This is a genomic window from Microbacterium sp. LWH7-1.2, assembly GCF_038397755.1.
GTDB lineage: Bacteria > Actinomycetota > Actinomycetes > Actinomycetales > Microbacteriaceae > Microbacterium.
This window is the reverse complement of the sequence record NZ_CP151637.1, coordinates 2,557,883-2,583,251: the sequence shown is the minus strand read 5'-3', so window position 1 is coordinate 2,583,251 and position 25,369 is coordinate 2,557,883. Positions and strand designations below refer to the sequence as shown.

At 66.7% G+C, this 25,369-nt stretch carries 27 protein-coding genes; 17 read left to right on the top strand and 10 right to left on the bottom strand.

Annotation, left to right across the window (positions count from 1 at the left end):
* Positions 1-49: 49 nt before the first annotated feature.
* Entirely contained in the window at positions 50-1,888 is a 1,839-nt protein-coding gene (locus MRBLWH7_RS12075; protein WP_341994766.1) for a beta-L-arabinofuranosidase domain-containing protein, read from the top strand.
* Positions 1,889-1,898: 10 nt separating this feature from the next.
* Here the strand turns inward: MRBLWH7_RS12075 and MRBLWH7_RS12070 are convergent, their stop codons facing one another.
* Positions 1,899-2,918 (bottom strand): LacI family DNA-binding transcriptional regulator, encoded by a 1,020-nt coding sequence (locus MRBLWH7_RS12070; RefSeq protein WP_341994764.1) that lies wholly within the window; start codon positions 2,916-2,918, stop codon positions 1,899-1,901.
* Positions 2,919-3,008: 90 nt separating this feature from the next.
* On the opposite strand from MRBLWH7_RS12070, the gene MRBLWH7_RS12065 reads away from it, so the two are divergent.
* Both MRBLWH7_RS12065 and MRBLWH7_RS12060 read left to right on the top strand, forming a co-directional pair.
* A complete protein-coding gene (locus MRBLWH7_RS12065) occupies positions 3,009-3,722 on the top strand; it encodes a ThuA domain-containing protein (protein WP_341994763.1) in 714 nt (237 codons plus the stop codon).
* 423 nt (positions 3,723-4,145) lie between these two features.
* Positions 4,146-5,414 carry an IS256 family transposase gene (locus MRBLWH7_RS12060; RefSeq protein ID WP_341994761.1) on the top strand — a complete coding sequence of 423 codons (1,269 nt, stop codon included), beginning with the start codon at positions 4,146-4,148 and terminating at the stop codon, positions 5,412-5,414.
* A gap of 114 nt (positions 5,415-5,528) precedes the next feature.
* Here the strand turns inward: MRBLWH7_RS12060 and MRBLWH7_RS12055 are convergent, their stop codons facing one another.
* Positions 5,529-6,107: a hypothetical protein gene (locus MRBLWH7_RS12055; protein WP_341994756.1), complete on the bottom strand. Its 579-nt coding sequence runs from the start codon at positions 6,105-6,107 to the stop codon at positions 5,529-5,531.
* Between the two features lie 125 nt (positions 6,108-6,232).
* Between MRBLWH7_RS12055 and MRBLWH7_RS12050 the strand changes: the two genes are divergently transcribed.
* The 8 genes from MRBLWH7_RS12050 to MRBLWH7_RS12015 all read left to right on the top strand — a co-directional run bounded on the left by MRBLWH7_RS12050 (position 6,233) and on the right by MRBLWH7_RS12015 (position 10,159).
* Complete coding sequence (locus MRBLWH7_RS12050) at positions 6,233-6,466, top strand: hypothetical protein (protein WP_341994754.1); 234 nt, start codon at positions 6,233-6,235, stop codon at positions 6,464-6,466.
* A 27-nt stretch (positions 6,467-6,493) separates the two neighbouring features.
* Entirely contained in the window at positions 6,494-7,159 is a 666-nt protein-coding gene (locus MRBLWH7_RS12045) for a ParA family protein (RefSeq protein ID WP_341994752.1), read from the top strand.
* Positions 7,160-7,161: 2 nt separating this feature from the next.
* Complete coding sequence (locus tag MRBLWH7_RS12040) at positions 7,162-7,680, top strand: hypothetical protein (protein WP_341994750.1); 519 nt, start codon at positions 7,162-7,164, stop codon at positions 7,678-7,680.
* On the top strand, positions 7,677-7,952 hold the full coding sequence (locus MRBLWH7_RS12035; RefSeq protein WP_341994749.1) for a glutaredoxin family protein: 276 nt from the start codon (positions 7,677-7,679) through the stop codon (positions 7,950-7,952). Before MRBLWH7_RS12040 ends, MRBLWH7_RS12035 begins: the two co-directional genes overlap by 4 nt.
* Entirely contained in the window at positions 7,949-9,016 is a 1,068-nt protein-coding gene (locus MRBLWH7_RS12030) for a hypothetical protein (protein ID WP_341994747.1), read from the top strand. Before MRBLWH7_RS12035 ends, MRBLWH7_RS12030 begins: the two co-directional genes overlap by 4 nt.
* Positions 9,013-9,318 (top strand): hypothetical protein, encoded by a 306-nt coding sequence (locus MRBLWH7_RS12025; RefSeq protein ID WP_341994744.1) that lies wholly within the window; start codon positions 9,013-9,015, stop codon positions 9,316-9,318. Before MRBLWH7_RS12030 ends, MRBLWH7_RS12025 begins: the two co-directional genes overlap by 4 nt.
* Before the next feature lie 39 nt (positions 9,319-9,357).
* Positions 9,358-9,579 (top strand): hypothetical protein, encoded by a 222-nt coding sequence (locus tag MRBLWH7_RS12020; protein ID WP_341994743.1) that lies wholly within the window; start codon positions 9,358-9,360, stop codon positions 9,577-9,579.
* 244 nt (positions 9,580-9,823) lie between these two features.
* Positions 9,824-10,159: a hypothetical protein gene (locus tag MRBLWH7_RS12015; RefSeq protein WP_341994741.1), complete on the top strand. Its 336-nt coding sequence runs from the start codon at positions 9,824-9,826 to the stop codon at positions 10,157-10,159.
* Here MRBLWH7_RS12015 and MRBLWH7_RS12010 read toward each other — a convergent pair.
* The 3 genes from MRBLWH7_RS12010 to MRBLWH7_RS12000 are packed head-to-tail and all read right to left on the bottom strand — an operon-like array spanning position 10,156 to position 12,526.
* Positions 10,156-10,737 (bottom strand): recombinase family protein, encoded by a 582-nt coding sequence (locus tag MRBLWH7_RS12010; RefSeq protein ID WP_341994739.1) that lies wholly within the window; start codon positions 10,735-10,737, stop codon positions 10,156-10,158. The two genes, MRBLWH7_RS12015 and MRBLWH7_RS12010, sit on opposite strands and share 4 nt — an antisense overlap.
* Complete coding sequence (locus MRBLWH7_RS12005; RefSeq protein ID WP_341994737.1) at positions 10,734-11,744, bottom strand: zeta toxin family protein; 1,011 nt, start codon at positions 11,742-11,744, stop codon at positions 10,734-10,736. The genes MRBLWH7_RS12010 and MRBLWH7_RS12005 overlap by 4 nt, the downstream gene beginning before the upstream one ends.
* Positions 11,741-12,526 carry a hypothetical protein gene (locus MRBLWH7_RS12000; RefSeq protein ID WP_341994735.1) on the bottom strand — a complete coding sequence of 262 codons (786 nt, stop codon included), beginning with the start codon at positions 12,524-12,526 and terminating at the stop codon, positions 11,741-11,743. The genes MRBLWH7_RS12005 and MRBLWH7_RS12000 overlap by 4 nt, the downstream gene beginning before the upstream one ends.
* A gap of 197 nt (positions 12,527-12,723) precedes the next feature.
* Between MRBLWH7_RS12000 and MRBLWH7_RS11995 the strand changes: the two genes are divergently transcribed.
* The 5 genes from MRBLWH7_RS11995 (at position 12,724) to MRBLWH7_RS11975 (ending at position 18,837) form a co-directional block, all read left to right on the top strand.
* On the top strand, positions 12,724-14,850 hold the full coding sequence (locus MRBLWH7_RS11995) for a CHAT domain-containing protein (protein WP_341994733.1): 2,127 nt from the start codon (positions 12,724-12,726) through the stop codon (positions 14,848-14,850).
* A 34-nt stretch (positions 14,851-14,884) separates the two neighbouring features.
* The gene (locus MRBLWH7_RS11990; protein WP_341994731.1) at positions 14,885-16,216 is read left to right on the top strand and encodes a hypothetical protein; all 1,332 of its coding nucleotides are present in this window, start codon (positions 14,885-14,887) and stop codon (positions 16,214-16,216) included.
* Positions 16,217-16,360: 144 nt separating this feature from the next.
* Positions 16,361-16,621, top strand: coding sequence for a hypothetical protein (locus MRBLWH7_RS11985; RefSeq protein ID WP_341994729.1), 261 nt, complete (start codon positions 16,361-16,363; stop codon positions 16,619-16,621).
* Positions 16,622-16,760: 139 nt separating this feature from the next.
* On the top strand, positions 16,761-17,069 hold the full coding sequence (locus tag MRBLWH7_RS11980; protein ID WP_341994727.1) for a hypothetical protein: 309 nt from the start codon (positions 16,761-16,763) through the stop codon (positions 17,067-17,069).
* Between the two features lie 1,042 nt (positions 17,070-18,111).
* Positions 18,112-18,837, top strand: coding sequence for a hypothetical protein (locus tag MRBLWH7_RS11975; protein ID WP_341994726.1), 726 nt, complete (start codon positions 18,112-18,114; stop codon positions 18,835-18,837).
* Positions 18,838-18,846: 9 nt separating this feature from the next.
* Here MRBLWH7_RS11975 and MRBLWH7_RS11970 read toward each other — a convergent pair whose 3' ends face one another.
* Positions 18,847-19,311, bottom strand: a complete 465-nt coding sequence (locus MRBLWH7_RS11970) for a hypothetical protein (protein WP_341994724.1) — start codon at positions 19,309-19,311, stop codon at positions 18,847-18,849.
* Between the two features lie 767 nt (positions 19,312-20,078).
* On the opposite strand from MRBLWH7_RS11970, the gene MRBLWH7_RS11965 reads away from it, so the two are divergent.
* Positions 20,079-20,249: a hypothetical protein gene (locus tag MRBLWH7_RS11965; RefSeq protein WP_341994721.1), complete on the top strand. Its 171-nt coding sequence runs from the start codon at positions 20,079-20,081 to the stop codon at positions 20,247-20,249.
* Positions 20,250-20,651: 402 nt separating this feature from the next.
* On the opposite strand, the gene MRBLWH7_RS11960 is transcribed toward MRBLWH7_RS11965, so the two are convergent.
* The 4 genes from MRBLWH7_RS11960 to MRBLWH7_RS11945 all read right to left on the bottom strand — a co-directional run bounded on the left by MRBLWH7_RS11960 (position 20,652) and on the right by MRBLWH7_RS11945 (position 25,325).
* Entirely contained in the window at positions 20,652-22,028 is a 1,377-nt protein-coding gene (locus MRBLWH7_RS11960; protein WP_341994719.1) for a lyase family protein, read from the bottom strand.
* 5 nt (positions 22,029-22,033) lie between these two features.
* Positions 22,034-22,852, bottom strand: a complete 819-nt coding sequence (locus MRBLWH7_RS11955; protein ID WP_341994717.1) for a carbohydrate ABC transporter permease — start codon at positions 22,850-22,852, stop codon at positions 22,034-22,036.
* 125 nt (positions 22,853-22,977) lie between these two features.
* Positions 22,978-23,961, bottom strand: coding sequence for a sugar ABC transporter permease (locus tag MRBLWH7_RS11950; RefSeq protein WP_341994715.1), 984 nt, complete (start codon positions 23,959-23,961; stop codon positions 22,978-22,980).
* Positions 23,958-25,325, bottom strand: coding sequence for an extracellular solute-binding protein (locus MRBLWH7_RS11945; protein WP_341994713.1), 1,368 nt, complete (start codon positions 25,323-25,325; stop codon positions 23,958-23,960). The genes MRBLWH7_RS11950 and MRBLWH7_RS11945 overlap by 4 nt, the downstream gene beginning before the upstream one ends.
* Between the last annotated feature and the right edge of the window lie 44 nt (positions 25,326-25,369).

Genomic DNA, 25,369 nt, shown 5'->3' with positions numbered 1-25,369 from the left:
GGGAAGGGGAGAGGAGTACAGTCAGAGATCGATCTCACCGAGGAGGAACGTGACTGCGAACCCCGCCGCCCCCGCTCCGGCCGCAACCGCCCTCGCACCCGAACGGGTCCGGCTCACGTCCGGGGCGTTCGAGAACCGCCGACGTCTCAACCGCGAGTACCTCGTCTCGCTGACGGAACGCAATCTGCTGCAGAACCACCTTCTCGAGGCCGGGGTGACCGATCAGGCCTGGCACCTGCACCCCTCGCGTTCCGACGTCGTCGACCGTGGGCTCGACCGCCACTGGGGCTGGGAGACCCCGGGATCGCTGCTGCGCGGGCACTTCCTCGGTCACTGGATGTCCGCGGCGGCGCGTGAAGTCGCCACCACCGGGGACCCGGTGCTGCGAGCCCGCCTCCAGAACGTCGTGGCGGCGCTGGAGCGGTGCCAGGACGAGAACGGCGGCGAATGGGTGTTCGCCACCCCTGAGTCGTTCCTGCGACGGCTGGGCGAGGGCCGCGAGACGTGGGCGCCCCAGTACGCGATCCACAAGACGTTCATGGGGCTGGTGGACGTGTGGCGGGACCTCGGCGACGAGCGCGCCCTCGCGGTGGCGCATCGCGCGGCGGCGGCGATCGCCCGGTGGGCGCGGGGGTTCGACACCGCGCGGTTCCAGCGGATCCTGGACGTCGAGACGGGCGGAATGCTGGAGGTGTGGGCTGATCTGCTCGAGGCGACCGGTGACGAGGAGTACCGCGACCTGCTCGACCGCTACTGGCACGGCGCCCTCTTCGGCCCGCTGCGGGCGGGCGAGGACGTGCTCACGAACATGCACGCCAACACCACGATCCCCGAGGTGCTCGGGGCCGCCCGCGCCTACGAGGTCACCGGCGAGGAGCGGTGGCGCGAGGTCGTGACCGCGTACTGGCGGTCAGCCGTGGTCGATCGCGGCACGTTCTGCACCGGTGGCCAGACCTCGGGGGAGATCTGGACGCCGCCCTTCGCGTTCGCCGCCCGCCGGGGGCCGAAGACCCAGGAGCACTGCTCGGTGTACAACATGATCCGGCTGGCGGACGTCGTCTTCCGCTGGACCGGAGACGTCGAGGCGCTGGACTACATCGAGACCAACCTGCACAACGGCCTGCTCGCACAGCAGAACCCCCGCACCGGCATGGTCGCGTACTTCCTCCCGCTCGGAGGGGGCGCACGCAAGGAGTGGGGCAGCCCCACCGAGGACTTCTGGTGCTGCCACGGCACTCTCGTGCAGGCGCACACCCGTCATGCCCAGTCGGCCGTCTACGCTGCTCCGGGCGCCGCGTTGACGGTGGCGCAGTACGTGCCGGTCCGGGCCGACTTCCCCGACCGGGACGCGCGCATCGAGATCGTCCTGCTCGATGACGCGCGGTACGTCGGCCCCGACGCGAATGCCGGCCCGGGCGGCGACCGTCATCGCCCGCGAGCGCTTCGCGTGCGCGTCACCGTCACAGGGAGCGCGAGTCGGGTGCGTCTGCGCGTGCCGGCGTGGATCTCGGCCGAACCCCGCGTGCACACCGAGGCGTCTTGGCACCGCGTCGACCGATGGCTCGACGTCGATCATCCCGGCGGCGAGACCGAGATCGCGGTCGAGTTCCCCTTCGTCGTACGGACGGTGCCGATCCCCGACGAGCCGGCGACGGTCGCCTTCGTGGAGGGTCCGACCGTTCTGGCGGGCCTGGTCGATCGCGAAGTGTCGCTCATAGGCGATCCGGACGATGCGGCCACGATGCTCGCGCCCGATGACGAGCGGCAGTGGACCCAGTGGCTCACGCGCTATCGCAGCGTGGGGCAGTCGCAGGGGATCCGGTTCGTGCCGTTGCACGAGGTGGTCGACGAGCGCTACTCGGTGTACTTCCCGGTGCGCTCGGCGTAGCTTCGCCGATCTAGATCGCGGTGCGGGTCGAGCCGCGTTCGACGAGCTCGGTCGGCATGACGATCGCCTCGGGCGCCACCTCCTCCCCAGCCGCGGAGCGGGCCAGAAGCCGCACCGCGGTCGCGGCCATCTCGCGGATGGGCTGGCGGATGGTCGTGAGCGACGGCTGCAGCCAGCGCGCCCCTCGAACGTCGTCGAAGCCGACCACGAGCACGTCGCGGGGGATGCCGAGCCTGCTGTCGGCGACCGCGCGATAAGCGCCGGCGGCCATCTCGTCCGAGCAGGCGAAGATCCCCACGGGGCCGTCGCCTCCGAGCTCCGACAGTGCCCGTGCGCATGCTCGGCGGGCATCCCACGCGCTCCAGTCCGCGCTCGTCCGCACGCACGGTGCTTCGGGCACGAGCTCGCCCAGGGCTGCGGTGAACCCGTCGACCCGCGCGCGTCCGTACCGGTATGAGGGTGCGCCGCCGATGACGACGAAGCGGCGGGCTCCCCGTGAGATGAGGTGCTCGGCGGCCGCCGTACCGCCCGCCCGGTCGGTCGTGCGGATGCTCGGCAGCGGCCTGGACGACTCGGAGGGCGGCTCCATCAGCACGAGGGGGATGCCGGCGCGGTGCATCGCGAGGATCTGCGTGCTCGTGGGGGTGATGAGTCCGACGACGACGCCGGCGGAGCCGCGGGAGCGGATGCGTTCGGGCCAGTCGTGCGCGGGGTCGTCCCGCTCGGCCGTCAGCACGAGGTCGTAGCCGAGCGACGACGCGGTGGTGCGGGCGCCCGCGGTGATCTCCTCGGTGTACGGGTCGTGGAAGTGCCCGAGGACGAGGTCGAACATCAACGCGGTGCCACGGCGCGGCCGGCCCCGCCCTGCGCCGGTGCCGGGGTAGCCGAGCTCGGCCGCCGCGCGGAGGACTGCGGCTCGCGTTTCGGCGGCCATCTCGCCACGCGCGCGGAGCGCCCGCGACGCCGTCGCGACACTCACTCCTGCGCGTTCGGCCACCGCGCTCAGGGTCACACGTGCGCCGTCGCTCATGCAGCTATTTTTGCGCAAAGTTCATACGCTTCGCTTCCGCGCGGTGGCAGTGTGACGGCGTAGCACCCGTCGATGCGGAGGATGAAGTCGATGACGACGACATACGAGGGACGCCGCGCCCTGATCGTGCGCGGTGGATGGGAGGGTCACCGACCCGTCGAGGCGACCGAGATCTTCGTGCCGTTCCTGGAGCAGCAGGGCTTCGACGTGCGCATCGAGGACTCCAACGAGGTCTACGCCGACCGCGAGGTGATGGACCGCACCGACCTGATCCTGCAGTGCGTCACGATGTCCGAGATCTCGGCCGATGCGCTCGCCGGCCTGCGCGGCGCCGTCGAGCGCGGCACGGGCCTCGCCGGCTGGCACGGCGGCATCGCCGACTCGTACCGGAACAGCTCCGACTACCTGCAGCTGATCGGCGGTCAGTTCGCCACCCACCCTTCCAGGCACCCGGACGCGCGCGAGGGCGGCGAGGGCGACAACTTCCTCTGTTACACGGTCGATCTCACGGACCTCGGCCGCTCGCACGAGATCATGGCCGGCGTCGAGGACTTCACCCTTCGCACCGAGCAGTACTGGGTGCTCACCGACGACCTCAACGAGGTGCTGGCCACGACCAGCCATCCCGTCCAGCCGTACCACCCCTGGCATCGCCCCATCATCTCGCCGGCCGTGTGGACGCGCGAGTGGGGTCGGGGCCGCGTCTTCGTCGCGACCCCCGGTCACAGTCTGTCCGTCCTGCGCGACGTCAGCGTCCGCACCATCATCCAACGAGGGATGCTCTGGGCGACGCGCCGTCGATGACCACAGCGGCACTGCCAATCCGAAGATCCGCGCTGCTGCCCGCGGCCCGTGCTCGCCTCGAACGCTGAGGCAAGCGGTCGACGGTTCCGCGGGAACGACGAAACCCCCGCGATGTAGAAGCTACGCGGGGGTTTCAGTGGCTCCGACCGGCATCGATCCGGTGACCTTTCGATTTTCAGTCACATTCCGCTCGATCCGTCTCGATCCGGCTGGCTCGAAAATCCGCGGAATCTAGCGGTTTTCCGGATCATTGCTGCCACGTTTGGGCGATCTCGATCCACGCGATTCCTGCTCGTTCGTGGGCAAAGGGTGAGTCCCATAGCGTGGTGTCACTTCCCGCGGGGCCCTCGTTGTCGTAGACGATGAAGGGCCATCGTGGGATGACCAGTTGTTTCCGGCAAGAAGCAAAGCAGAGATCCCACGATGACCCACCACCAGTCTGCCCTGACGACCCTGATCGGCGAAGTCCTCGCCGATCCCGACCTGGCCCACTCCGACGTCTTCCGGCGGATGCTGCAGGCCGGCCTGCAGGATCTGATCAACGCGGAAGCGACCATGAAGATCGGTGCCGCCCCACACGAACGCACCCCGGAGCGCACCACCCGCCGCAACGGCACGCGTCCGAAGACCCTCGCGACCCCGGCCGGCGAGGTCGACCTGCAGATCCCGAAGCTGCGGGAGGGGTCGTTCTTCCCGTCGCTGCTCAGCCCCCGCCGCCGGGTGGACAAGGCGCTCTACGCGGTGATCTGTCAGGCCTGGATCGACGGGGTGAGCACTCGGAAGGTCGACCAGCTGATCCGCGCGTTGGGCAACGACACCGGCATCTCGAGGTCGACGGTCTCTCGGATCTGCGCCGAGATCGACGAGGCGGTGCAGGAGTTCCTGCACCGTCGGATCGACCACACCTGGTTCCCGTATCTGTTCCTGGACGCCACCTACCTCGACGTCCGCCACCGCGGCCGCGTCGTCTCGCAAGCCCTCGTCGTCGCGACCGGCGTCTCCGGCGATGGGCGGCGGGAGATCCTGGGCATGAGCCTTGGGGACGCGGAGACCACCGACTTCTGGACCGAGTTCCTCCGCGGCCTCCGCGACCGCGGCCTGAAGGTCGCCACCGACGCCGACCCGGAAGGCGTCGCCCTGGTCACGTCCGACGCGCACGCTGGCCTGAAGGCCGCGGTCAAAGCGATCCTGCCCGGAGCCGGGTGGCAGCGCTGCCGGGTCCACTTCGCCCGCAACGTCACCCAACGCCTGGGCTCGGCCCGCTCCAAGCCGGTCAACGCGCTGATCACCACGATCTTCGCGCAGACCACCCCGGAGGCCGTGCTCGCCCAGTACCAGCAAGTCACCGACAGCCTGCGCTCCTCATTCCCCGAGATCGCCGCCATGCTCGAAGCCGCCGAACCCGACCTCACCGGGTTCGCGGCGATGCCCCGCGAGCACTGGCAGAAGATCTGGTCGAACAACCCCATCGAACGCCTCAACCGCGAGATCAAACGCCGCGCCGACGTCGTGCAGATCTTCCCCGACCGCGACTCCGTGACCCGGCTCATCGGCGCCGTCCTGCAGGAACAGCACGAGGAATGGCAATACGGCGAACGCCGCTACTTCTCCGACATCTCCATGCGCAAACTCGTCCACACCCTCCACGCGCACACCGAACCCGCCCGCCCCGAGCTCTACCTCACCGCCTGACCCCCACCCATCAAGGAGCAAACGGAGTGACACCACTCAACGGGACTTGACCTGGGCAAAATGTGGGCACGCCGACAACGGACTTGTGAGATCGAATCGTGGGGTCGGCGTGCTCTACGAGCCCGCGGGGCGCCCGACGTTTGACGCGATCCCCACCAGCCAACCCGCGGAGCGCGCCTTCTGAATCCAGTCGCTGGCGGTGCGCTCGGGGACGCCGAGTTCACGAGCGATGAGCTTGACGGGTGGCAGATCTGCGAGCGCGGCAGTCCCGTATAAGATCTCGATGACTTCCCAGCGCTCGTCCTTCATCCCACGCTGGGCGACTGCGTTGGCCATCCACTCGGGGATGATGCGACCGTCGCCGCGAGTCAGATCCGACACCGACGTCCATGTCGAGCCCGGAGTGTCATCGAGCAGGATCGCGACGCAATGGGGCACTGCCGCTTGGACGATCGCTTGCGGCGCGGCGTGCTTGAGGCGGGTCTCGTCGAAGTCGGCGCGGACGGCGCGGCTGAGGATGCTTCGGGTGGAGTAGCGGCCGCGATCCTCGTCGAGGTGGGCCTCGAGTGTGGTCTCGATACCTGCGGACTCATCAACGGAGCGCGCGCGGAATGCCGGCGCTGCGCGCAGATTGGCGCCGACCCGTTGGGTCGCGTCGCCAGCTGTCATTGGAGCGCCCTCGAGCGTCGTCACATCAACCGTCACGATGCCAGTTTGCCTTACTGCTACTGCGTTCCGCAGATTGCTCTTGCGCACTATACGGTTTAAGAGTTTACTTTTGTTTAATCAGATTCGGATTCAGCAAAGGGGTGTATCGCATGAAGAACGCAGTCACGCCGGACGTACCGGTGCTGGCAGGGAGGCTGATGACGCCTGAGGACGTCGTTCAACTCATCCCGGGATTGAAACTGAAGCTGCTCGCCGAATGGCGCTACAAGAAGACCGGTCCCCGCTACTACAAGGTGGGCCGGATCATCATCTACCTCTTCGACGACCTCGAGGCGTGGTTCGAAGGGCTCGAAAGCGGCGGTGAGTCCGTTGCTGACGAGTGAAAGTCGCGGCTCACGCACCACACGGGGGTGGGTGTCGTGAGGGTCGTCGCTGTGGCAAATCAGAAGGGTGGCGTAGGTAAGACGACCATCGCGATGCAGCTCGCCGCGGCGCTCGCGTCCCGTCACCGTGTGTTGGTTGTGGATGTGGATCGGCAGCAGTCGACGGTGTGGTGGGCGGACAACGCGCAGGATCGGCTCCCGTTCGATTTCGCCGGCAGTCAGCACCCGAACGTGCTGGGCCGGCTCGCGGAACTGACTGACTACGAATTCGTCCTGGTGGACACCCCGGGAAGTCTTGAGGACACGGCGGTGCTGGAGACCGTGTTGGACGCCGCCGACTTCGCGGTGGTGCCGCTGACGCCGGAGCCGTTGGCGGTGGACCCAACGCTGCGGACTCTGACCCGGCTGATCGAACCACGGCACTTGCATCACGGAGTGCTGCTGAATCGGATCGACCCGCGGGTCTACGGACAACTCGAGCAATGGCAGCGGCGGCTCGACGTGGATTTCGGGGTGCCGCGGTTTGAGTCGCACCTGCGGCAGTACAAGGCGCAAGCTGATGCGCCGGTCCTCGGTCAGCTGGTGTCGAGCATGCGGCACAACCGCCGCAATGAGGGAGCGATCTGGGACATCACGAACATCGCGCGCGAACTCGAACGGCTGGTCACTCCGGTTGTCGCGGGGCGGTGGTGACGATGGGTCGGATCGATCTCACCGACAGGCTCCGCGACGCGCGCGCACGTGTCGAGGCCGAGGCACCACCGGAGGAGCGCGGGCTCGCGAAGTTCGCGCGGCTCACCCGCAAGGACACCCGGATTCGTGCCGATCAGGATGCCGCGCTGACCGCGCTCGCCCGCACGGTGATGCGCCGCCGCGCCCGGAAGGTCGAGCGGATCACGGAGAACTCGCTCATCCGCATCGCCATCGACCTGTTGCTCGCGCACGCGGACGAGCTGCGCGGGTCGACGGAAGACGAACTGCGGCAGTCCGTGACTTCCGCACTCCGCAGGTACCGCACTCCCGTACTTCCGCACTCCGCGACTGCGGAAGTACCGAACACCGGATCCACCGAACTCCGGCCTTCCGGAAGCGCCGATGTTGAGCAGTTCGGAGGTGTCGGGCTCGAGAGGGGACTGAATTCTCCTACGCCGGACGCTCCCCGAACTCCACTGGGCGCGGAGCCGGTGGACGGTCTGGCGAGGGCACCGAGATGATCTCTGTCACCGTGTACTCGACCGGTCCTGGGTGCATGCGCTGCACACTCACCTGCCGGTGCCTGACCGCCGCGAGCATCCCGTTCACCGTCATCGACCTCACCGACCAGCGCAACGCGGTGCATCGCGATTTCGTCACCGACGAGCTCGGCTACAGCGAAGCGCCGGTCGTGCTGGTCGAGGACGACCCGCAGCATCACTGGTCCGGGTTCCGGCCCGACCTCATCGCCCGCCTCGCCGAGAGCAGCCTCGCGCAGGGGAGCCAGCGATGAGCCGCGGCACGGGCGGCCAGCCGAACCGGGACAGCGACGGCGACCGCGAGCAACAGCAGCGGGATACGAAGCGTGGCTATCGGGAGGCGTACGCCGATGAGATCCGCGCGTACAAGCGGGCGTGGCGGGAACGCAACCGCGATCACATTCGCCAGTATCGGGCCGGGTACGACGCGGAGCATCGCGAGGAGAAGCGTGCGGAGGCGCGTCGGTACGCGGAACGGAAGAGGCTAGAGCGGCATCGCAAGGAGGCGAAGCGAGCCAGCTCGAAGAAGTACTACGAAGCAAACAAGGCCAAGCATCACGAGTACACGCGGGAATGGCGTCTGCGCCAGCTCGCCGAAAACCCCGAGGCCTACCGTGCCGCCCGTGCGGTCATCCAGCGGCGGTGGTACGACAAGCACAAGGACGAACGCAACGCGAAGCTCCGCGCCGAGCACCGGGAGAACCCGGAAGTGAAGCGCGCTTCGGCACGCGCCTACTACGCCGCGCACGCGGAGGAGCAGAAGGCGAAGCGGCGGGCGTATTACGCCGCCAACCGGGAGAAGGTCCTCGCCAGAAACCGGGCCTGGAAGGAGCGCGAGAAGCGCCGCCTCGATGCCGGGTTGCCGCCCCGCCGCCTGCACACCACCACGTCCGCCGAGCGTCGTGCCAATTCAGTCGCCGCCGACGCGTTCTTTGCCCGGCAGTGGCCGGCGGAGGAAGTCGCCGCACTGCGTCGCCGACGCGGCCTCTCACCGGAGGCGGACGAGCCGATCCCTAAGGAGGCTGTGGCGAGGTTCGAACGCGACAGCCAGCGCGCCCGCATCGAGCACACCCTCGCCACCGATTACAGCTACGCCGACCGCTCCCGCACCGCCGAAACCCGCCGGGCTCTCGCCGCCCAGCAGCCGCGCGGCTGGCAGATCCGCGCCGCTGCCGAGGAGGCACGGATGGACGAGATCGGCAAGCAAGTCAACGACCGGCTCCGGCGCAAGGAGCCGCCACGCCGCCCCCACCACCTCGATCCCACCGCCCCGCACCCCATGCTGGGCCCGAACAACCCGATGGGAATGAACCGATGACCACCACCCCGACGGGAGACCCGACCATGCTCGACCGTGCCCAAGCCGAAGCGAGCCTGTACCGGGTCGCCGTCTGCGCCTTCACCTACTACCCGGACAAGGCCGTCCACGAGCCTGGGTGGACCCTCGACGAGGACCTCGACTGGTGCCTCGCACCTCTCGCCGGCCTCCCCATGGACCAGCTGGCAGCGCTCGCGCCGGAGGTTCGCACGCTCATCACGACGCCGACAGCAGACCGGCAGGCCTTCATCCGACGCCTGCACGCCCTGAGCGGCGGCGACCACCCCTTCGACGGACCCTGAGCCCGCCAACCAACAACCGGAAGCAGAAAGGACGGAGCCATGGACATCCCCGCAGACCTGCAGATCCTGCTCGGCTTCATCACGATCGCGTCGATCGGAAGCGTGCTGCTGTTGGTCGTCCTGATGGTGCAGTTGCTGCGCGGTCGGGTGCGTGCCGCGCTGCGCACCACGATCGCCACCGGGTTGCTCGTCGCCGGGGCGTTCATGGCCGCGCTTCCCCTCGGCGTCACCCCCATCGCCGACGTCATGCCACCCCCATGACGGGTCCGTGCGTCGCCCCGAGGCCGCAGCGGCCACGACATAGTGCAGGAGCCGGGTGCTTTCCTGGCGGGTCATCGTAGCTCCCTCCTGGCGTTCCGTGCCGGGCTTTCGGCGGCATATCCTCACCCCTCCGCAGGCTCCGGGGCTCCGGTATTCCACGGTCCCGGCGCTTCACGCCCTCCGGTCGCTTACGACGCACTTGCCAGGAAAGGCACCCCCGAAGTCAAGAAACGAGGAAACCGAAATGAATACGACAACGACGTCCCCCACCGGACACCACGCCCCCGACAGCATCGTCGCCTGGGACCACCTGGAAGACGCCGTCGACCACCTCGCCGACATCGTGGATCACATCCTCAACAGTCACGATGAGCAGGTGATCTGCAGCCTCCAGTTTGACGAAGCCCAAGCCCTCGCCGAAGTCCTCGACGCCGGCAGGCACACCCGCACCGCGGCACGCCTGATGCACCGGTGGGCGCTCACCGAACCTGACTGGGAAGACGACTCCGCACACGAGCCCGCCGTCCGCGGGTGGCTCGACATCGACACCCACGCAGCTTCGCCGAGCCTCGAACGCTAATCGACCCGGTCGACGGTGCGGGGGAGAGGGGCCAGCGCGCGCTGCACCGAGTTGGAGCTTACCCCGAGCACGCGGGCGATATGCGTGATCGGGCGGTTCAGGTTGCGCAGCTCAACGGCCATCGCGACCTTCTCCGGGGTCATCACCGTCGGCCGACCCGCCCGCTTGCCCTCGGCCGCCGCCGACGCCATCCCCGCCCGGGTCCGCACACTCACCAGCCTTCGCCGCAGCGCCTCCAACGCGGCAATCACCTCCGCCGGATCGACCGCCGTCGCCGCACCGGTGCACAGTGCCGGCTCCGCCAATGAGCGGAACGCGACGCCCTGCGCGGACAGCGCGCTCACCGTGGTCACGAAGTGCGTCACCGCGTGCGACAGATGCGACGCGCTCGGCACCACCAGCACGTCACCCGGCTCCAGCGACGCCAGGCATTCCGCCAACCCGGGCCGCTTGCGGGGGTCGGTGTCGGCGTCGTCAGTGAACACCTGCGACGCGCCGGCGGCCGTCAGCGCGTCGACGTCGGACTCCATCCCTGCGTCAGGGCTGAGTCCCCGGGTGTACCCGAGGAGGGCATTCACCGCGACAGGCCTCCGCGTTCTGGGCCGGTCGGAGCGATAACGGGCACGGCGATATCGATGGGCGGCTCCGGTGCCGTGAGCGTCCGCAGGGTCACCAGCATAGCGACCGTCTTCTGCTCCATCGCGGTGGCGAACTTTCCCTCCGCAGGCACATGCAGCTGCGGGATCACCTCCCGCAGCGATGTCTCGTGAAGATCCACCAGCAGCTCCGTCACCTCGTCGGGAAGTCCTCGAGCGGTGGTGGCGAACTGGGTGACGTGGTGCAGTTCGCTGAGCCACTGCGTCGCATCGAACCGGCCCATCCGCTGAGACTGCGCCGCCCGTAACGCCGCACTCGCGCCAGAAAAACCTGCAGTCGGGTCCCGGGTGGCATCGAAGACGGTGCCCCCGTCCCGGCCGAGCACCGTGACCCGATCCGCCCACGGCGACTCTTCCAGCGACGCCACCAGACCACGGGTCGCCTCCAGGCCCGCATCGTGTGCTGTCCGGGTGGTGAACCGCGGGCGCCGGCCCGCCTGCGCGTCCCGCAGCGGGCTGGACGTCACCGTGAGGAGACTCTCCGCCCGGGCAGAACCGAACACCACCACCCGTGTCGTGAACCCCGCATCAGCGAACCGCTGCGCCGTGCCCGCCGCGGCAGTCGGGTTACCGAAGGTTCCCTCCAACGCGATCGAGTGCCGATTCTCGCGGGCGTGACGGATGCAGGCACTCACCCAACCGGCAACCGCCTGTGCGATCGACTCGTCGACCTCCCCATCGGCGTTCACTGAATTAGTCGTGAAACCGGGATGGAACGCCCGCAACTCGTCGCCATTCAGCACAGCGATCTCCGCGCCGTGCTCTTTCCGCAGCGACGTCAGAGCGCGGGAGCGGCCGGCGCCGGGTTGCCCGGCGATGAGGACGAAGGACGGTGCGTCCTCCGCAGGGGCGTCGGGGAAGTACAGCGGGAGGATGTCGCGGCGCAGGATCTCCTCCTGAGCACCGTCCGTGAGAGCGATGACGGTCACCGTGGTTCTCCCGCGAGCTGACGGACACGTCGGCCGATGCGCTCGGCGAGTGCGCTGACGGCCACCCGGTCGTACGCATCGACGCTGCTGACCTCACGACGCAACGCGGTGAGCTCCGCGCGGGCGGCGTCCGCGTCGACGCTGCCCGACCTCCCGGTCGCGGCCAGTTGCCCGATGAGGAACGTCGCGGCATCCCGCATCCGGTCGTACACGACGACATCGTTGACTCGCCACGGCGAGGTCGCTCCGGGCATCGAGCCTCCTTCGTACCGCCATCGTACTGCCGCCCAAAAAGGATGCGCTGCGCTTTTTGGCGTCCTCGCCGATGCCGGACCCAGTGCTGCCGCAGGTGCCGTGAACACGAGGCGTTCGCTATGCAGTGCCCCTTCATGGTGCACGACGTGGTGCAGAGCGCCGCCACCGCCTGAAGCGTTGCACAGTTCGGTCAGCCGCGTCGGCTGGCTGTGTGGAACGCCGGCGGCCGCGGGCGTTGTTCGCCGCAAAGCCTGCGGCAGTATACGCTCCTGCTCGCCCGGGCCCGACCGTTCTCGGACGAACCGAAGGTCTTCGCGCTGATCGGCTTCCACGCTTTGCAGCCGGGCAGCGGCGATCTCCCGGTTGGATCGCGCGTCGTCGAGCAGCATCTGGCCAAGCACAAGTACCGCACCGACGAGCGCTGCGATGAGCACGTCGCGCACCCACCATCGCAGTTCACGCCCGGGCGTGGTGCTTCCGGCCTGCCACCAATGGAAGCGGGGCACCGCGTCGGGGTCGGCGGCCACGGGTGCTGGTTCCTCGTGGGATATCTTCGGCCCCGCTCCTCTGGTGAATCGTTGAACGAAGTGTGGCGCCAGCGGCGTTTCAGCGCACGCATTCCCTTCATTCCTCGGCCCTGACCGCCCAGGTGAGCGCGTCAGCGAGCCTCTGGACAGCAGCCCTCGACTGCGCCATTGTGTTGCCCGGGAACTAGGGGGCGGTCATGACTGGGCATGACGAGCTGTTCGCGCACACTGAGTCCGTGTTGTCGCGCCTGGGCGGCGTCGATCCGAGCCTGTTCGATTCGCATCAGCGACTCGGCAGCGCCGTCGAGATCATGCGTTCGGGGTCGCGGAAGTCGCGGCACCAGCGCGAAACGATCGAGGCGCTGCTCGAAGCACTCGACGACGATGAAGAGGAGGCCCTGCGACGCGCGCTGCTCGAGGGGGCCCCTGGACCAAGGTCAGTCGTGCTCAAACCGGCGGTGCGGTCCTGGATGGTGAAGCCGACCGTGCGCTACGGTTCCCCGGCCGATGTGACGTGGTCGATGATCTCTCGCGAGGCGGGACGCGACTTCGGTGAGTCCCTGCTGGAGGGATTGGTGACAAAGATCCCGCTCCCGGATCGACACGTCAGTTCTCACGAATCGCAGCCGGTGAGGAAGTCGAAGGCGAAGAAGCCCGGCAAGCAGGCGGAAGCCGCGCCAGGAGACGCAGATGCCGCCGGGACCCCGCGCGCCGGCGCATCGGCAGAGGCAGTTGTCTCGGCCGTGCTCGAGGCCACGGTGACCGGCACACCTGCCGTGAACACACCTGTCGGCGTCGTCGTCGATTTCGGGATCCCCGACCCTGACGACGCGACCGAGCAAGGCGAGTTTTCGGTGACCTTCCCTCCCGGCAAGAACCGTCTGCCGATGGTGGTGCAGCTCACCTCCACCGACATCGACATCGACGCTGCGGCCGGGCAGCAACCCCTCGTGATGAAGCGGGACGGCACCAGCGAACAACCCGCAACGTTCAAGGTGGTCCCCCGCACGGAGGGCTCAGCACACCTGACAGCGACCCTGCTGCGGATGGGCAGCGTGGTGGCGCAGGTGGCCTTCACGGTCGATGTTGTGGCCAGCGCCGAGGACGAGGGTCCCGAGTTGACCCCGCTGATCCCCGCCTCCAGCATCGGGCGCGCGCTGGACGCCCTACAGATCGACAGCTCCCGCTTCCTCTCCCTGACCTTCCTTTACAAAAACGGAAAGTTCCAGTGCGTAGTGTCCGGCGAGGTGGGAATGGAGGCCGAGCTCGACATATCCCGAGAAGAGCTCAATGCTGCGGTCCTGCAACTGCGAGACGTATTGGTCGGCCTGTCCCACGACGACGCGTATCAAGGCAGCATTCACATCGACAAGAAGCCCTCCAGCGAAGCGCTCACCAACCTCGCGAAAGCCGGCAGCCTACTTTTCCATAGCCTCTTCTACCTGCGTCCGGAGAACACGCAAGCCGCGGCGATCGGCGACCTGCTCATCGATCGACTCGGGGTTCCAGCGCCCTCCCGGCCGATCCAGTTCGTCGTTGGTGGCCACGCAGTGCCCTGGCACGCCCTGTACTTGGCCCGCACCTTCAAAGGCACCCCCGACAAGGACCGGTTCCTCGGCTTCCGGCACGTGATCGAAGAACTCGTCGTCAATCTGCCCCGCTACGACGCGCCGATTCCCGTCGATAAGGGTCTCTCGGTCGCGCTGCACTTCGACCCCAACATCGACGAGGAGCAGAACCTGGACGCCGTCAAGAACCAACGGCGGTTTTGGGCGGATGCCGTAGGCTGCTCACCCGGCATCGAGGTGCAGGATCGGACGAAGAACTCCGAACTGCTGAAGTCGATCGGATCCGGTTCCCGATACCAGGTCATCTACTTCCTTTGTCATGCGGGCGCCGGGAAGAGTTCTGAGGGCCAACCGTTGCCGAATGCGTCGTGGCTCCAGCTCACCGAAGAGCCCGTCACCGTTGGCGACCTCACGCTGTTCGCGGACGCGAGGATCAAGCTCAAGAAGAACCCCTTCGTGTTCGTGAACGCCTGCCGATCCGCAGAGCTCTCCCCGCAGTACACGGTCAACTTCCCGAACTACTTCCTCGACCGCGGGGCTCGAACCGTCATCGGGACGGAATGTGAGATCGCCACGCACTTCGCTGACGAGTTCGCGCGCCGGCTGTTCACCGCAGTGCTCTCGGGAGTACCGGTCGGTGTAGCCATGCTCGATCTGCGTCGCGAAATGATCGACGACGGCAACGCGCTCGGCCTCGCCTACGGACTGCACGGTGCCAGCGACACCTACCTCGCCCCGGCACTTCTCACCGCCTGATCGACGGGACTCATCGCACACTCGAAGGAGAGACATGGCGCTCGTACGCACCCAGGTAGACGGCCGCAACATCGAGTACTGGCTCGTTGAGTTCGACAAGGACGGCAACGAGAAGTTCGATTCCGGTGTCCTGGCCAGCACCGAGGTGAAGGAAGCGTTGCACGCCTCCACCGCCACGGACGTGTTCCTCATCAGCCACGGCTGGCACGGCGACTGGGAAGGCGCCCAAGCGCAATACAACGCGTGGGTCGCTGCCTTCCTCGACGCGGCCCCAACGGAAGCCTCCCGACCATTTCGACCGTTCGTGGTCGGCGTCCACTGGCCCAGCCTTGCGTTCGCGCCAACGCGCATCGAACGCAACTCGAAAGGGAAGACGCTGGGCAGCAAGGACGGCGAGGACCCTGACGACACCTCCACTCCGGTGTCCGTCGAGGACGCGGTCGATGCCTACGCAAGTTTGCTGGGAGACACACCGGCGACGCGGCGCGCTTTAAAGACCATCCTCGATGCCGAGGCGGCCGGCACCGTCCTGGAGAAGTCGCAACCCGCACGGGACGCGCTGCGCGATCTCACCCGCGCGATCAATCTCGAAGAGCCACCTCTGCCCAGCGATGATGACGAGGACATCGCATTGGCCGGGATCATCGAGGGCCGGGGCAAGGTGCTGGGCGGTCCCGGTCTGATTGGGCTGCCCCTCCTCGGGCTGCGACAACTCTCCTTCTGGAAGATGAAGCAACGCGCCTACACGGTGGGCACCGCCGGAGTATCCCTGCTCCTGCGCGAGCTGCAGGATGCGGCGGGGGACGAAGCGCGCGTACACGTGATGGGTCACAGCTTCGGATGCATCGTGGTCTCCGGTGCCGTGCTCGGCGACGGCACGCCGCCTGAACACCCGGTCCGCTCCATGGTGCTGATGCAGGGGGCCCTGTCGCTGTGGGCGTTCGCCGACGACGCATTCGGGACCGGGAGGCCCGGCCGATTCCGGCAGCTGCGGGACCCTCGCTTCGTTGACGGGCCGATCGTCACCTCCCAAAGCAAGTACGACTACGCACTGGGCAAGTTCTACCCCGCCGGGGTCCGCGTCGCCGCGTGGATCCCTGGCGGCGCCGAGCACCTCGTCCTCGGCGGCAAAGTTCCCAAGTGGGGAGCAGTGGGCACGTTCGGCCTGCAAGGTGCGAGCGCAGACCACGTCAAGATCGCGCAGGTCGCACCCGATACCCACCTGGCTGCGGGAGCCGTCTACAACATTAACTCCAACACCGTCATCGACGACACGGAAAGCGGTGGGTGGGGAGGCGCACATAACGACATCGCCCACAGGGAGACGGGACAGCTGGTGTGGCGAGCTGCACTATCCAACCCCTGACACCCACTCCAATCCGAGGCGGTGGCCCCATGCGCATCGACCCGTGGATGTGCGCACTCCAAGCGCTATCGACCGAACGCTTGACTGGGCTCGACGCGGGAGATGTCGGCCCGACAGCCACAGAGGCACACACGGGAGAGTCGCGTGGCACTGGTTGACAGAACGGCGAACGGCGTGGATGTCGAGTGCACGTTGATCGGGTCCGTTAAGCATGGCGAAGAGACTCTCGATTCGGGGAATCTGCTGCGCGGCGATGTACGTGAGCCTCGCAGTGAATCTGACGCGACCGACCTGTCCTTCGCGCACAGCGATGTAGCTCATGTTCAAACCGGCTGGCTGGTGTCGCTCGGGGCTCGCTTCGACAATCAAGCGTTGGCCGCGGAAAGGGGAGGCGAAGCAAGATGACGAACTTCCGAAGGGGGACCCTGGCCACGGACGAGGTCACGCATGACGTCTACGTGGGTGCCGAGAACGGCCCCGGCGTGCTGCTCCTCCACGAGCTGCCTGGACTAACCACAAGCACACCTGAACCGGACACAGCACCATGAACGCCGAATTCTGGTCGGCCGTCGTCGGGACAATCCCTGTGATCGCACTGGCTGTCGTGATCGAGTCTCGCATCGGATTCGAGCGCGATCCTGATCGACGTCCAGCTCGGCTCGCCGGCTGGTTCGCGGGCGCGCTGCTCGTGATCGGGGAAGGCACGGCGTTGACGGCAATGATATGTCCGTGGCTTGCCCACGAGGTCTGGGCCAGAGTCGGAACGATAGTGGTCGTCTGTGTCGGCCTTGGCTTGGCAGTTATCCCCGCGCTCACGGGTATGGTGCAGGGGTCGAGCGCTGGGAAGTCTTGATCTGAGTCGTTTCGGCGACCGTTCTCGGGGCGGTGGCAACCCAGCTGGGCACGCTGACGGCCACAGCTATTGCGAGTGATGCGATGTGTGCCCCTTGGGCGATGCACGAAGCCAAGGATCCGTTAACGCGCGATGCGCGAGAGTTGTGGGTCGCGGGCAGGCTACACCGTGCTGGATTGAGCTGCCGAACCCGCATCGAGAGGCTGTAGTCAGCTGCGACGCCCACGCCGGTTCTTGTGAGAAGTGCCGCAACCATCGCTCGTGATAGCCGGCGGCCGAGTGTCGCTGGCCGTGAGAGTTGCCAAGCGCGACGATGCTCCGGCATGTCGCGAGAAGGCCGTCCCATCCGACGACATGCTCGGGCCTGTCGACCTTGGGCAGTTCAGTGACGAGCGAGTCCGACTTGCGTGCGTTGCACATGGTGTGGAGGGTGGTGAGGTTTGCGATGTCGCCGGTACGCCCGCGAGCGTGGGCGAACGTATGGTCCGCCTCGGGGCGAGTGCCCAGTACATCGGGTGGATCTCACCGCGCCGGTAGTTCGGGTGGTACGACAGCTCATCAGGGAACAGGTCGCTGAACGCGACGAGGACGTTCCTCGGAATGCATCGCCCGCCGCAATACGTGCAGGTCATGCCATCCCGCAGGAAGACCTGCGAGCGCATGCGGTCGGTGACGTCGCGGGCGGCGCTCGATCAACTTCGAGGATGAGGCAGCCTGCGCTGCGTAGCGGAGCCGCCCCTCCCATCGTTCGAAGGCGATTGGTCCGATGGCTTTACGCGCCTCGACGACGTCGCCGGTCACGATCGCTCTGGCGGCCGCGCTGAGTGCGTCAGCGCATCTGTCGACATCTGCGAGGCCGATGGTGAGGACGGGGGCCACGGCGCCACTGTATCGCCCCCTCAACGGGCATTGCCCGTTGAGGGGGGTAGCCTGGCAAGCCCTAGCCCGTCGTAGTGATTGCAACGGCGGCTGTGGCAGACCAGAGCGAGGTTCTACGCGGGACCCCCTCATCCGCATCAGAAGCGCCGATAGGCTCGGCCGCGTGAATCCGACGCCCTCGCCTACGCCGCTTGAGCCGCTGGCGCCGATCGTTGGCGCGCTTGCGCCGTATACCGACTTCATCTCTGCGTTTGCCGCGATCATCACGGCAGTCATCGCCGTGATTGCGCTCGCCAGCACTGCTCGTGACAGCCGAGACAGAAGTCGTCCACTTGTAATGGCGCTGTTTCGAATGGCTGCACACAGCGACACCGCGTTCGAATTGGTCATCCGGAACTACGGAATGTCGGCCGCTCGCGACCTTCACGTCTCGTTCGATCCACCGCTCTCCGATGAAGATCGCAAGGACGGTCTCACGGACATGGTCGCAAAGCGCTACGACGCTGCGATCGCGCTGCTCCCTCCCGGGAGTGAGCTCACTAACACCTGGTGGCGTGGAAAGAACACCGGCACCAACGAGCTCGTCAACGGCCTCAATACTCCCGAGGAAGTGTCGGTGACCGTGAGTTACAAGGGCAATCGGATCCGCCAGTACCGTGACACCTTTCCTCTTCACGCGGACATCATCAAGCTGACGACCTACTCCGTCTCCAGCACCTCGACGCCGGGCCGGATGAAGACGATCGCGGAATCGTCAAGACCGTCGCGGCTGAACTCAAGCTCACGAATCGACAGCTTCGAGAGATCGGGCGACGCCTGCCGGCCGAAGATGACTCAGACGACGAACTCAGTGAGACCGAGGAAGCCCCGCGGGGCCTGCGCGGCGTGATCGATCGCCTCATGAGAGGGCGACGTACGACCTAGAGATCCGCGCTGACGGTTGGGATGTCGCCTTCGGCGGGCGCGTGGGCTGGGCGCGGTCGAAGCGGCGCCGGCGCCGCCACGCGACGATGATGCTCGACCAGAACGCGATCAGTGAGACGAAGAAGCCGCCCCATACTCCAGCCAGAACTCCCCAGAAGAACGTGCTGCGGTCCGCACTGCGGGCTTCGGTCGTGTCCGTGATTGTGCCGGAGGCGGTCAGCGTCGACATGTAGGTCTCTACCCACGTCAGCGGTTGGCGATAGATCGGTTCGACCGACAAGGCGTCGAGTTGGTCGGTCGGCGCGAGATACTGATAGCGCACCACGATCGTCAGCGACCCAGGCACCTGCACCGTGCCGAAGTCATCGATCGAGATCTCGACCTCGTCGCCTGCCGTCGCAGGGATGTAGGTCGTCCCGATGGTCGGCAGCTGGAACACTTCTGTTCCCCCGCTTTGACGAGTGATCCCGGGGTCGTGCTGAGTTCAACGTTCGTAAGTCCCTGCCCGCGATCATTGAGCGGTTACAGCAAGCCCGAGACGACGACGATGTCTTCCTTCCTTTCGTCGACAACCCAGGCAGAGTCGGGCGATCCCTTGGTGCGATCGCATGCCAATTCCGGCGCCTGGCTGACAACGGCCCATGAGCAGCCGCTGGGCTCGCCGGTCTCACTCGCAGTCGGGCCGTCATCGTGCGGCAGCGCCGAGCCGCCAAGCGCGAGATAGAAGCGTGGTGGATTGCCTTGGTCGATTCCTCGGCGAGCACGCTGATCGCGTACGAGTCCTTCGTGAAGTCGTCGCCTCCGGTCGGCAGTTCCGACGTGACCTGAACATCGAGCTCCGCGACGACGTTCGGCTGGTCGAAGTACAGATGGATCGACCCCGTGGGAGGCGGTTCCCCCATCGTGGGCAGTGTGTTGTCGTAAAGGACGTAGAGCCCCCAGCCCAAGACGCCGAGCGCGACGGTGAGCACGGACGCCAGAATCAACTGACTTGTGGGGCGACGCGGCGCGACTTGCGGCGGTGTCGGTGCAGTTCCCGACCCCACCGAGGGACTCGCGAGGAGCCACCGAGCGAGCGGTAGAAGGAGCAGCCCTCGCACTAGTCCGGAGGATCGCGAGGGCACAGGTTGAACATAGTGGACGGCGCCGCAAGCGCTACCCGATTCTGTAACCTCGGCCGCCGTCCTTCCCAAGTAGGGTGCCGACATGACACATGACGCCGAAGTCACGAAGCGGTTCGTCGACGCGATTGCGGACTACCAGACAGCGCTTGACGAACAAGGCCGGGCGTTCGCAACGCGCAAGCCGCGGGATCTTGGCGAGGCCGACCTGGAGGTGCGCGCGTCACTCAAGGCGCTCATCGCAGACCTCGACTAGATCCGCTATGCGACGTTGATCGGCGGTCGCCACCGGCGAAGGAGACGAGACTCGAGCGCAGCGGCCTCCTCTTTCGTGCCGGTCGTCGTCCACGCGAGCTCACAGGTATTGATCCATTCGTTTACGACGGCGACCTGCTCACCGGTCATGACCGTGGGGCGACGGCGTGTGTACTCACGCGTAAGGCCGAGCTCGCGAACAGCGATCCCTATTCGGGCATGTGCACGATAAGGGGCCCTGGTCGTGCAAATGTGTTCGTCGTTGCGTTCCCGACTCACCGTAAGCGTTAAGGAAGCCGTAAGAGCGTAGGTGGGGACGGTGTCGCGCTGCGCATGGCACCGTATCCATTCGTCGCAACGGACCTTGGTGCTGGTTTCGCGCCCTCAGATATTCCGCTGTCTGTTACACGGAATGGGTGCTTACGGTTGAAGAGCGTAGAGCCTTGACGAGAGCGCGTGCTCGCTGGGCCGTGGCTCGGGCGATGTCGGCGCTGAGGCCGACGTGGTGTTCGGGGTCGAGCAAGTTCTCTACCTCGGCGGTGGTCAGATTGTTCGTCACTGCCGGATCGGCTCGGAGGATCTCGAGGAATTCCTTGCCACTTGTCGTGGCCTGCGCAGCGGCGTGATGGACGACGGCGTGCGCCTGCTGTCGCCCGACCTTCTCGGCAAGCCGCATCATGACGGCTTCGGCGGTGATCAGTCCTCGTGTCTGGTCGAGATTCTTCCGCATCCGCTGTGGGTGGATGTGCAGTCCGATAAGGAGTGGTTCGAGGTGTTCGAGGATCTCGTCGAGCAGGGTGGCGGATTGCTCGACGGCACAGTCCATCATGGCGGAGCGGGATCCGTCGACCTCGTGCGCCTGGATGGTCGCCTCAACTGCAACAGGAACGAGGGCGCGTGCTTGCGCTGCGGCTGTGACGATTGCCATGGATGTCTTGGCGTTGCGTTTCTGCGGCATGGTGGAGCTGCCGATGTCCGTGTCGGTGAGTGTTTCTTCGACTTCACCGATCTCTGCGGACATGAGCCGGATGACCTCTTCCGCAATGGACTGAGCGGTGGCAGCGACAAGGCCGAGCACGCACACCCACTCGGCGAAGTGGTCGACGATCGCGCGGGAGGGGACGGCCATGGGGGAGAGCCCAAGACGCTGAGCGACTCCGCGCTGGATCTCCGGGCCGATCGCTCCGAACGTCGCGAAGGTGCCGGCCGCGCCTCCGGTCATCGACACGAACAGCCGGGGTTCGATTTCCCGCAACCGCTGGAGGTGACGGGAGATGATGTCCGCCCACACCGCGGTCTTGAATCCGAAGGTGATGGGAACCGCGTGCTGGCCGTGCGTGCGCCCGGCCATGACCGTATCCGCATGCGTCTCCGATACGGTCGCGAGGATGTCCAGGATTCGCGCGAGCCGCGCAGTGAGGATGCGGTGCGCGAGGTGGATGCCGACGGTGTCGCCTGATTGTTGGATGTTCTGTGTGGTCGCGCCCCAGTGCACCCACCCGCCGTGTTCTGGGCCGGTGAGGTCGGCAAGCGCGGCGACGAGCGGCACCATGACATGGCCGGTGGCCTGTTCGTTGGCGGAGAGGGCGACCTCGTCGATTTTCGAGAGGTCGGCGTTGTCTGCGATCGCTGCTGCGGCTTCTGCGGGCACGATGCCGGCGTCTGCTTCCGCGAGTGCTAAGGCGGCTTCAACGTCCAACCACCGCTGTCGCCGCGATCGCGGGCTGAAGATGTCGCGGACGCGGAGGGGAGTTGACGGGGCTTCTACCGTAGATGTCATGGTGTTCAACCCTTTTCGGCGCCGGCTGTCAGTCCGCCGGTGAGGAGTCGTTCGGTGGCGAAGAAGATGATGATGATCGGGATGGTCAGCACGACCGATCCGGCCATGAGGGAGGTCGGTGGGATCTCGAGGTTTTCGGATAGTTGCGCGAGTCCGAGCGATACCGTCCATTCCGCGCGGTCTTCCACGAGGAACAGCAGTGCGAAGAGGAACTCGTTCCAGGCGATCATGAACACGAACAATGCGGTCGACATCATCGAGGGCAGGGAGAGCGGGAGGATGATCTTCCGGAGGATCTGGATGCGGCCGAGTCCGTCGAGGGCGGCGGCTTCTTCGATGCTGACCGGGATCGTCTCGAAGTAGTTCCGCAGCATGAAGATCGCCACCGCGATCGTCTGTGACACGTACACGATGACCAGCACCGGCAGCTGTCCGCGCAGGCCCAGCTTTGTGAAGAAGACGAACAACGGAACGGCGAGCAGGATGGTGGGGAACAGGTAGACGGCGAGGAACGCGACGCTGACCTGCCGTCGTCCGAAGAACTCCAGCCGGCTCACGGCGTATGCTCCGGGGACCGCGATCAGCAGCGTGACCAGCACGGTTCCGACAGCGATGATCGCGCTGTTGCCGATCAGCCCGAGGAACCCTTGCCCTCCGTCTGTGACGGGTTTGAGCACGTCGACGTATGACGACAGGTCCCACTCGCTGGGCAGCGCCCACAGTCGCCCAGGCTCCCGCACGATCGAGGAAAGCTCGCGGACCGACAGGAGCAGCATGTAGAAGAACGGGAACACTGTCACCAGCAGGACGAGGGCGATGACCACCCAACGGGCGACGCGAAAGATCGCGCGCTCCGCGCGGTCCCGTGACCAGCCCGGCCGGGTTCCGGTCCGGGTACGCGGCGATGTGGTGCTCGTCGAGCGAGGCTCGGCTGTTGCGAGTGTGGACATCATGATTCCCGGGTCCTTGCGATGAAGCGCATGTAGAGGATGACGAGCACGGCGAGGATCGCGGCGAGCACGAGCGCTTGTGCGGATGCCGCCCCGATGTCGCCGCGGCCGATGAGGAAGTTGAACACCCGAACGCTGACCACTTCGGTGCCGGCCGTGCCGCCGGTGAGCAGGTAGACGTCGTCGAAGTTGTTGAACGTCCAGATGAAGCGCAGCACGGTCAGGATCGCGATGGTCGAGACTAGCTGCGGGAACACCACGTGCCAGAACGACTGCGAGGGGGTCGCGCCGTCGACGGTGGCGGCTTCCTCCAACTCGCCGGGGATGGCCTCGAGTCGTGCGGTGAGGAAGAGGAACGCGAACGGGAAGGTGCGCCACATCTCGAAGACGATGACGGTGATCAGCGCGATGGGAAGATCGACCGGGATGCCGAAGAACGAGGTGGTGAGGCTGCGCTGGGTGAGGAAGCCGATGGGGTCCTCCCAGCCGAGGGCGGCTCCCCACACGTTCACGACGCCGTACTGCGGGTTCAGCATGGTCTTCCACACGAACGTCACCGCGACGATCGGCGCGACGAATGGCAGTAGAACCGCGGCGCGGACGAACGTGCGCCCACGGAACGGTTTGCGCAGTGCCATCGCGGTGATCAGCCCGAAGAAGATCGCTCCGGTCGTTCCCACTACGGCGTACACGAGGGTCGTCCCCAGTGCCTGCCAGAAGCCGGGTGAGGTGAACACGGTGACGAAGTTGTCGAGCGTGTAGTCGCCGAACAGCCCGGCGCGGCGCAGGTCGATCAGGCGCAGGTCCTGGAATGCCAGCATCACCGTCCACAGGATCGGCACCACCACGAGCGCGAACACGATCACCACACTGGGCAGCACCAGCCGGGACCCGGCGCGGGCCTCGGCGCGGGCCAGCGGCCCGCGTCGGGGCCGGGTGGGCCGCGCCGGAGCGCGACCCACCGTGGGAGTCGAAGTGGTCATCGCAGCGAGTCCTGAATCGACCGGATGGCATCCGCGGCCTGGGTCGCGGCCTGCTCCGGGGTGAGGCTGCCCGCGAACATGTCCGACATGGCCTGCACGATCGGCTGTTCGCCGAGGATCGCCCCCATCAGCGGCGCCTGCCCCTGTTCGATGCCCCACTCGCTGATCTGGGTCGGCGACGACGCGATCGCGTCGATGACCTCCGCAGGGTAGAAGTCGCTGAGCGGCGCCTTCGTCTCCACACCCGACGCCATTGCCCGCCACGCGTCGACATACTCCCTGGGCTCGTCCGCGGTACCGAGGCGATTGGGGACCTTGCCCTCCGGTGCCATCGCCAGCCACGCTTCGTACCCGTCGCTCATCATGTACTCGACGAAATCGACCGCGGCCGGCGACGCATCCACCGGAATCGCCCAGTTGGTCTGCTTGCCGTATTGCCCCTCGGTTCCATCCGGGCCCGTGATCGTGGTGACCACGCCGGTGTTCTTCGCGAGGAATGCCGGATCGGCAGCGCACTCCGGGCAGCTGGGGGTGAGGTCCGCGCGCAGCCCTGCCAGCTCGTCCAGGATGAACGATGAGAACACCGCCATCGCCGCGCCGCCGGCGAGGTAGGTCGCCCGCACACTGTTCGGGTCCTGCTCACCGTCGACCGAGTATTCGGTGATCAGCTCGTTGTACAACGCGAAAGAGTCGACGCACTGCTCGCTGTCCAGCGTGACCTCCGCGTCATCGTCGACGACCTGGCAGTCGTTGGCGAGAGCGAAGTGCTCGAGCGCTTCATGGTTGTCGGTGAAACCGACGAACCCGGCCCGGCCGTCCTGACCGTCCAGTGCCTCAGCGGCCGCCAGGACGTCGTCGTACGTGGTCGGCGCGTCCAGGCCGGCGGCGTCGAACAGGTCCTGACGGTAGATCAGCACGGACGTCCACGAGTCGCTGGGTACCGCGGAGACCGCTCCGTCGATCGATGCGCGCTCGAGCGAGCGCTCTTCGAAGGTGTCCGCGCCGAGCGCATCGACGACCTGCTGCGCGGCCTCGGCGTCGACCAGCTCGTTGGCGGCCAGGGCGCCGACGCCGACCAGGTCGACTCCGCCGATCACATCGGGGAGTTCGCCGGCGGCGGCCCCTGACACCAGCAACTGGTTGTACTGCGCTTCGTCGACGGCAACGACCTCGACCTCGGTGCCGGCCGACTCCGCGAACTCGGCCGCGAGATTCTCGAGGGTCGCCACCCGGTCGGGCTGGCTCTCCAGAGTCCATACCGTGAGGGGCCCGTCGTCCGGCTGCTCCGCGGACGACGTACAGCCCGACATGATCACGGCGGTGACCCCAATTGCGGCGATGACCGCCGATCGCTTCAGCTTCATTGCGAGACCTCTCTCCTTCGAGTGCTAGACCGATCTAGCAATCG

What these genes read in the sequence shown, in the direction of transcription:
- MRBLWH7_RS12020 (WP_341994743.1), top strand. Translation starts at nt 9,358, where the DNA reads ATGGACATCCCCGCAGACCTGCAGATCCTGCTCGGCTTCATCACGATC.
- MRBLWH7_RS12050 (WP_341994754.1), top strand. Translation starts at nt 6,233, where the DNA reads ATGAAGAACGCAGTCACGCCGGACGTACCGGTGCTGGCAGGGAGGCTG.
- MRBLWH7_RS11960 (WP_341994719.1), bottom strand. Translation starts at nt 22,028, where the DNA reads ATGACATCTACGGTAGAAGCCCCGTCAACTCCCCTCCGCGTCCGCGAC.
- MRBLWH7_RS12065 (WP_341994763.1), top strand. Translation starts at nt 3,009, where the DNA reads ATGACGACGACATACGAGGGACGCCGCGCCCTGATCGTGCGCGGTGGA.
- MRBLWH7_RS12015 (WP_341994741.1), top strand. Translation starts at nt 9,824, where the DNA reads ATGAATACGACAACGACGTCCCCCACCGGACACCACGCCCCCGACAGC.
- MRBLWH7_RS12030 (WP_341994747.1), top strand. Translation starts at nt 7,949, where the DNA reads ATGAGCCGCGGCACGGGCGGCCAGCCGAACCGGGACAGCGACGGCGAC.
- MRBLWH7_RS11950 (WP_341994715.1), bottom strand. Translation starts at nt 23,961, where the DNA reads ATGACCACTTCGACTCCCACGGTGGGTCGCGCTCCGGCGCGGCCCACC.
- MRBLWH7_RS12040 (WP_341994750.1), top strand. Translation starts at nt 7,162, where the DNA reads ATGGGTCGGATCGATCTCACCGACAGGCTCCGCGACGCGCGCGCACGT.
- MRBLWH7_RS11980 (WP_341994727.1), top strand. Translation starts at nt 16,761, where the DNA reads ATGAACGCCGAATTCTGGTCGGCCGTCGTCGGGACAATCCCTGTGATC.
- MRBLWH7_RS11945 (WP_341994713.1), bottom strand. Translation starts at nt 25,325, where the DNA reads ATGAAGCTGAAGCGATCGGCGGTCATCGCCGCAATTGGGGTCACCGCC.
- MRBLWH7_RS12035 (WP_341994749.1), top strand. Translation starts at nt 7,677, where the DNA reads ATGATCTCTGTCACCGTGTACTCGACCGGTCCTGGGTGCATGCGCTGC.
- MRBLWH7_RS12025 (WP_341994744.1), top strand. Translation starts at nt 9,013, where the DNA reads ATGACCACCACCCCGACGGGAGACCCGACCATGCTCGACCGTGCCCAA.
- MRBLWH7_RS11995 (WP_341994733.1), top strand. Translation starts at nt 12,724, where the DNA reads ATGACTGGGCATGACGAGCTGTTCGCGCACACTGAGTCCGTGTTGTCG.
- MRBLWH7_RS12070 (WP_341994764.1), bottom strand. Translation starts at nt 2,918, where the DNA reads ATGAGCGACGGCGCACGTGTGACCCTGAGCGCGGTGGCCGAACGCGCA.
- MRBLWH7_RS12060 (WP_341994761.1), top strand. Translation starts at nt 4,146, where the DNA reads ATGACCCACCACCAGTCTGCCCTGACGACCCTGATCGGCGAAGTCCTC.
- MRBLWH7_RS11965 (WP_341994721.1), top strand. Translation starts at nt 20,079, where the DNA reads ATGACACATGACGCCGAAGTCACGAAGCGGTTCGTCGACGCGATTGCG.
- MRBLWH7_RS11990 (WP_341994731.1), top strand. Translation starts at nt 14,885, where the DNA reads ATGGCGCTCGTACGCACCCAGGTAGACGGCCGCAACATCGAGTACTGG.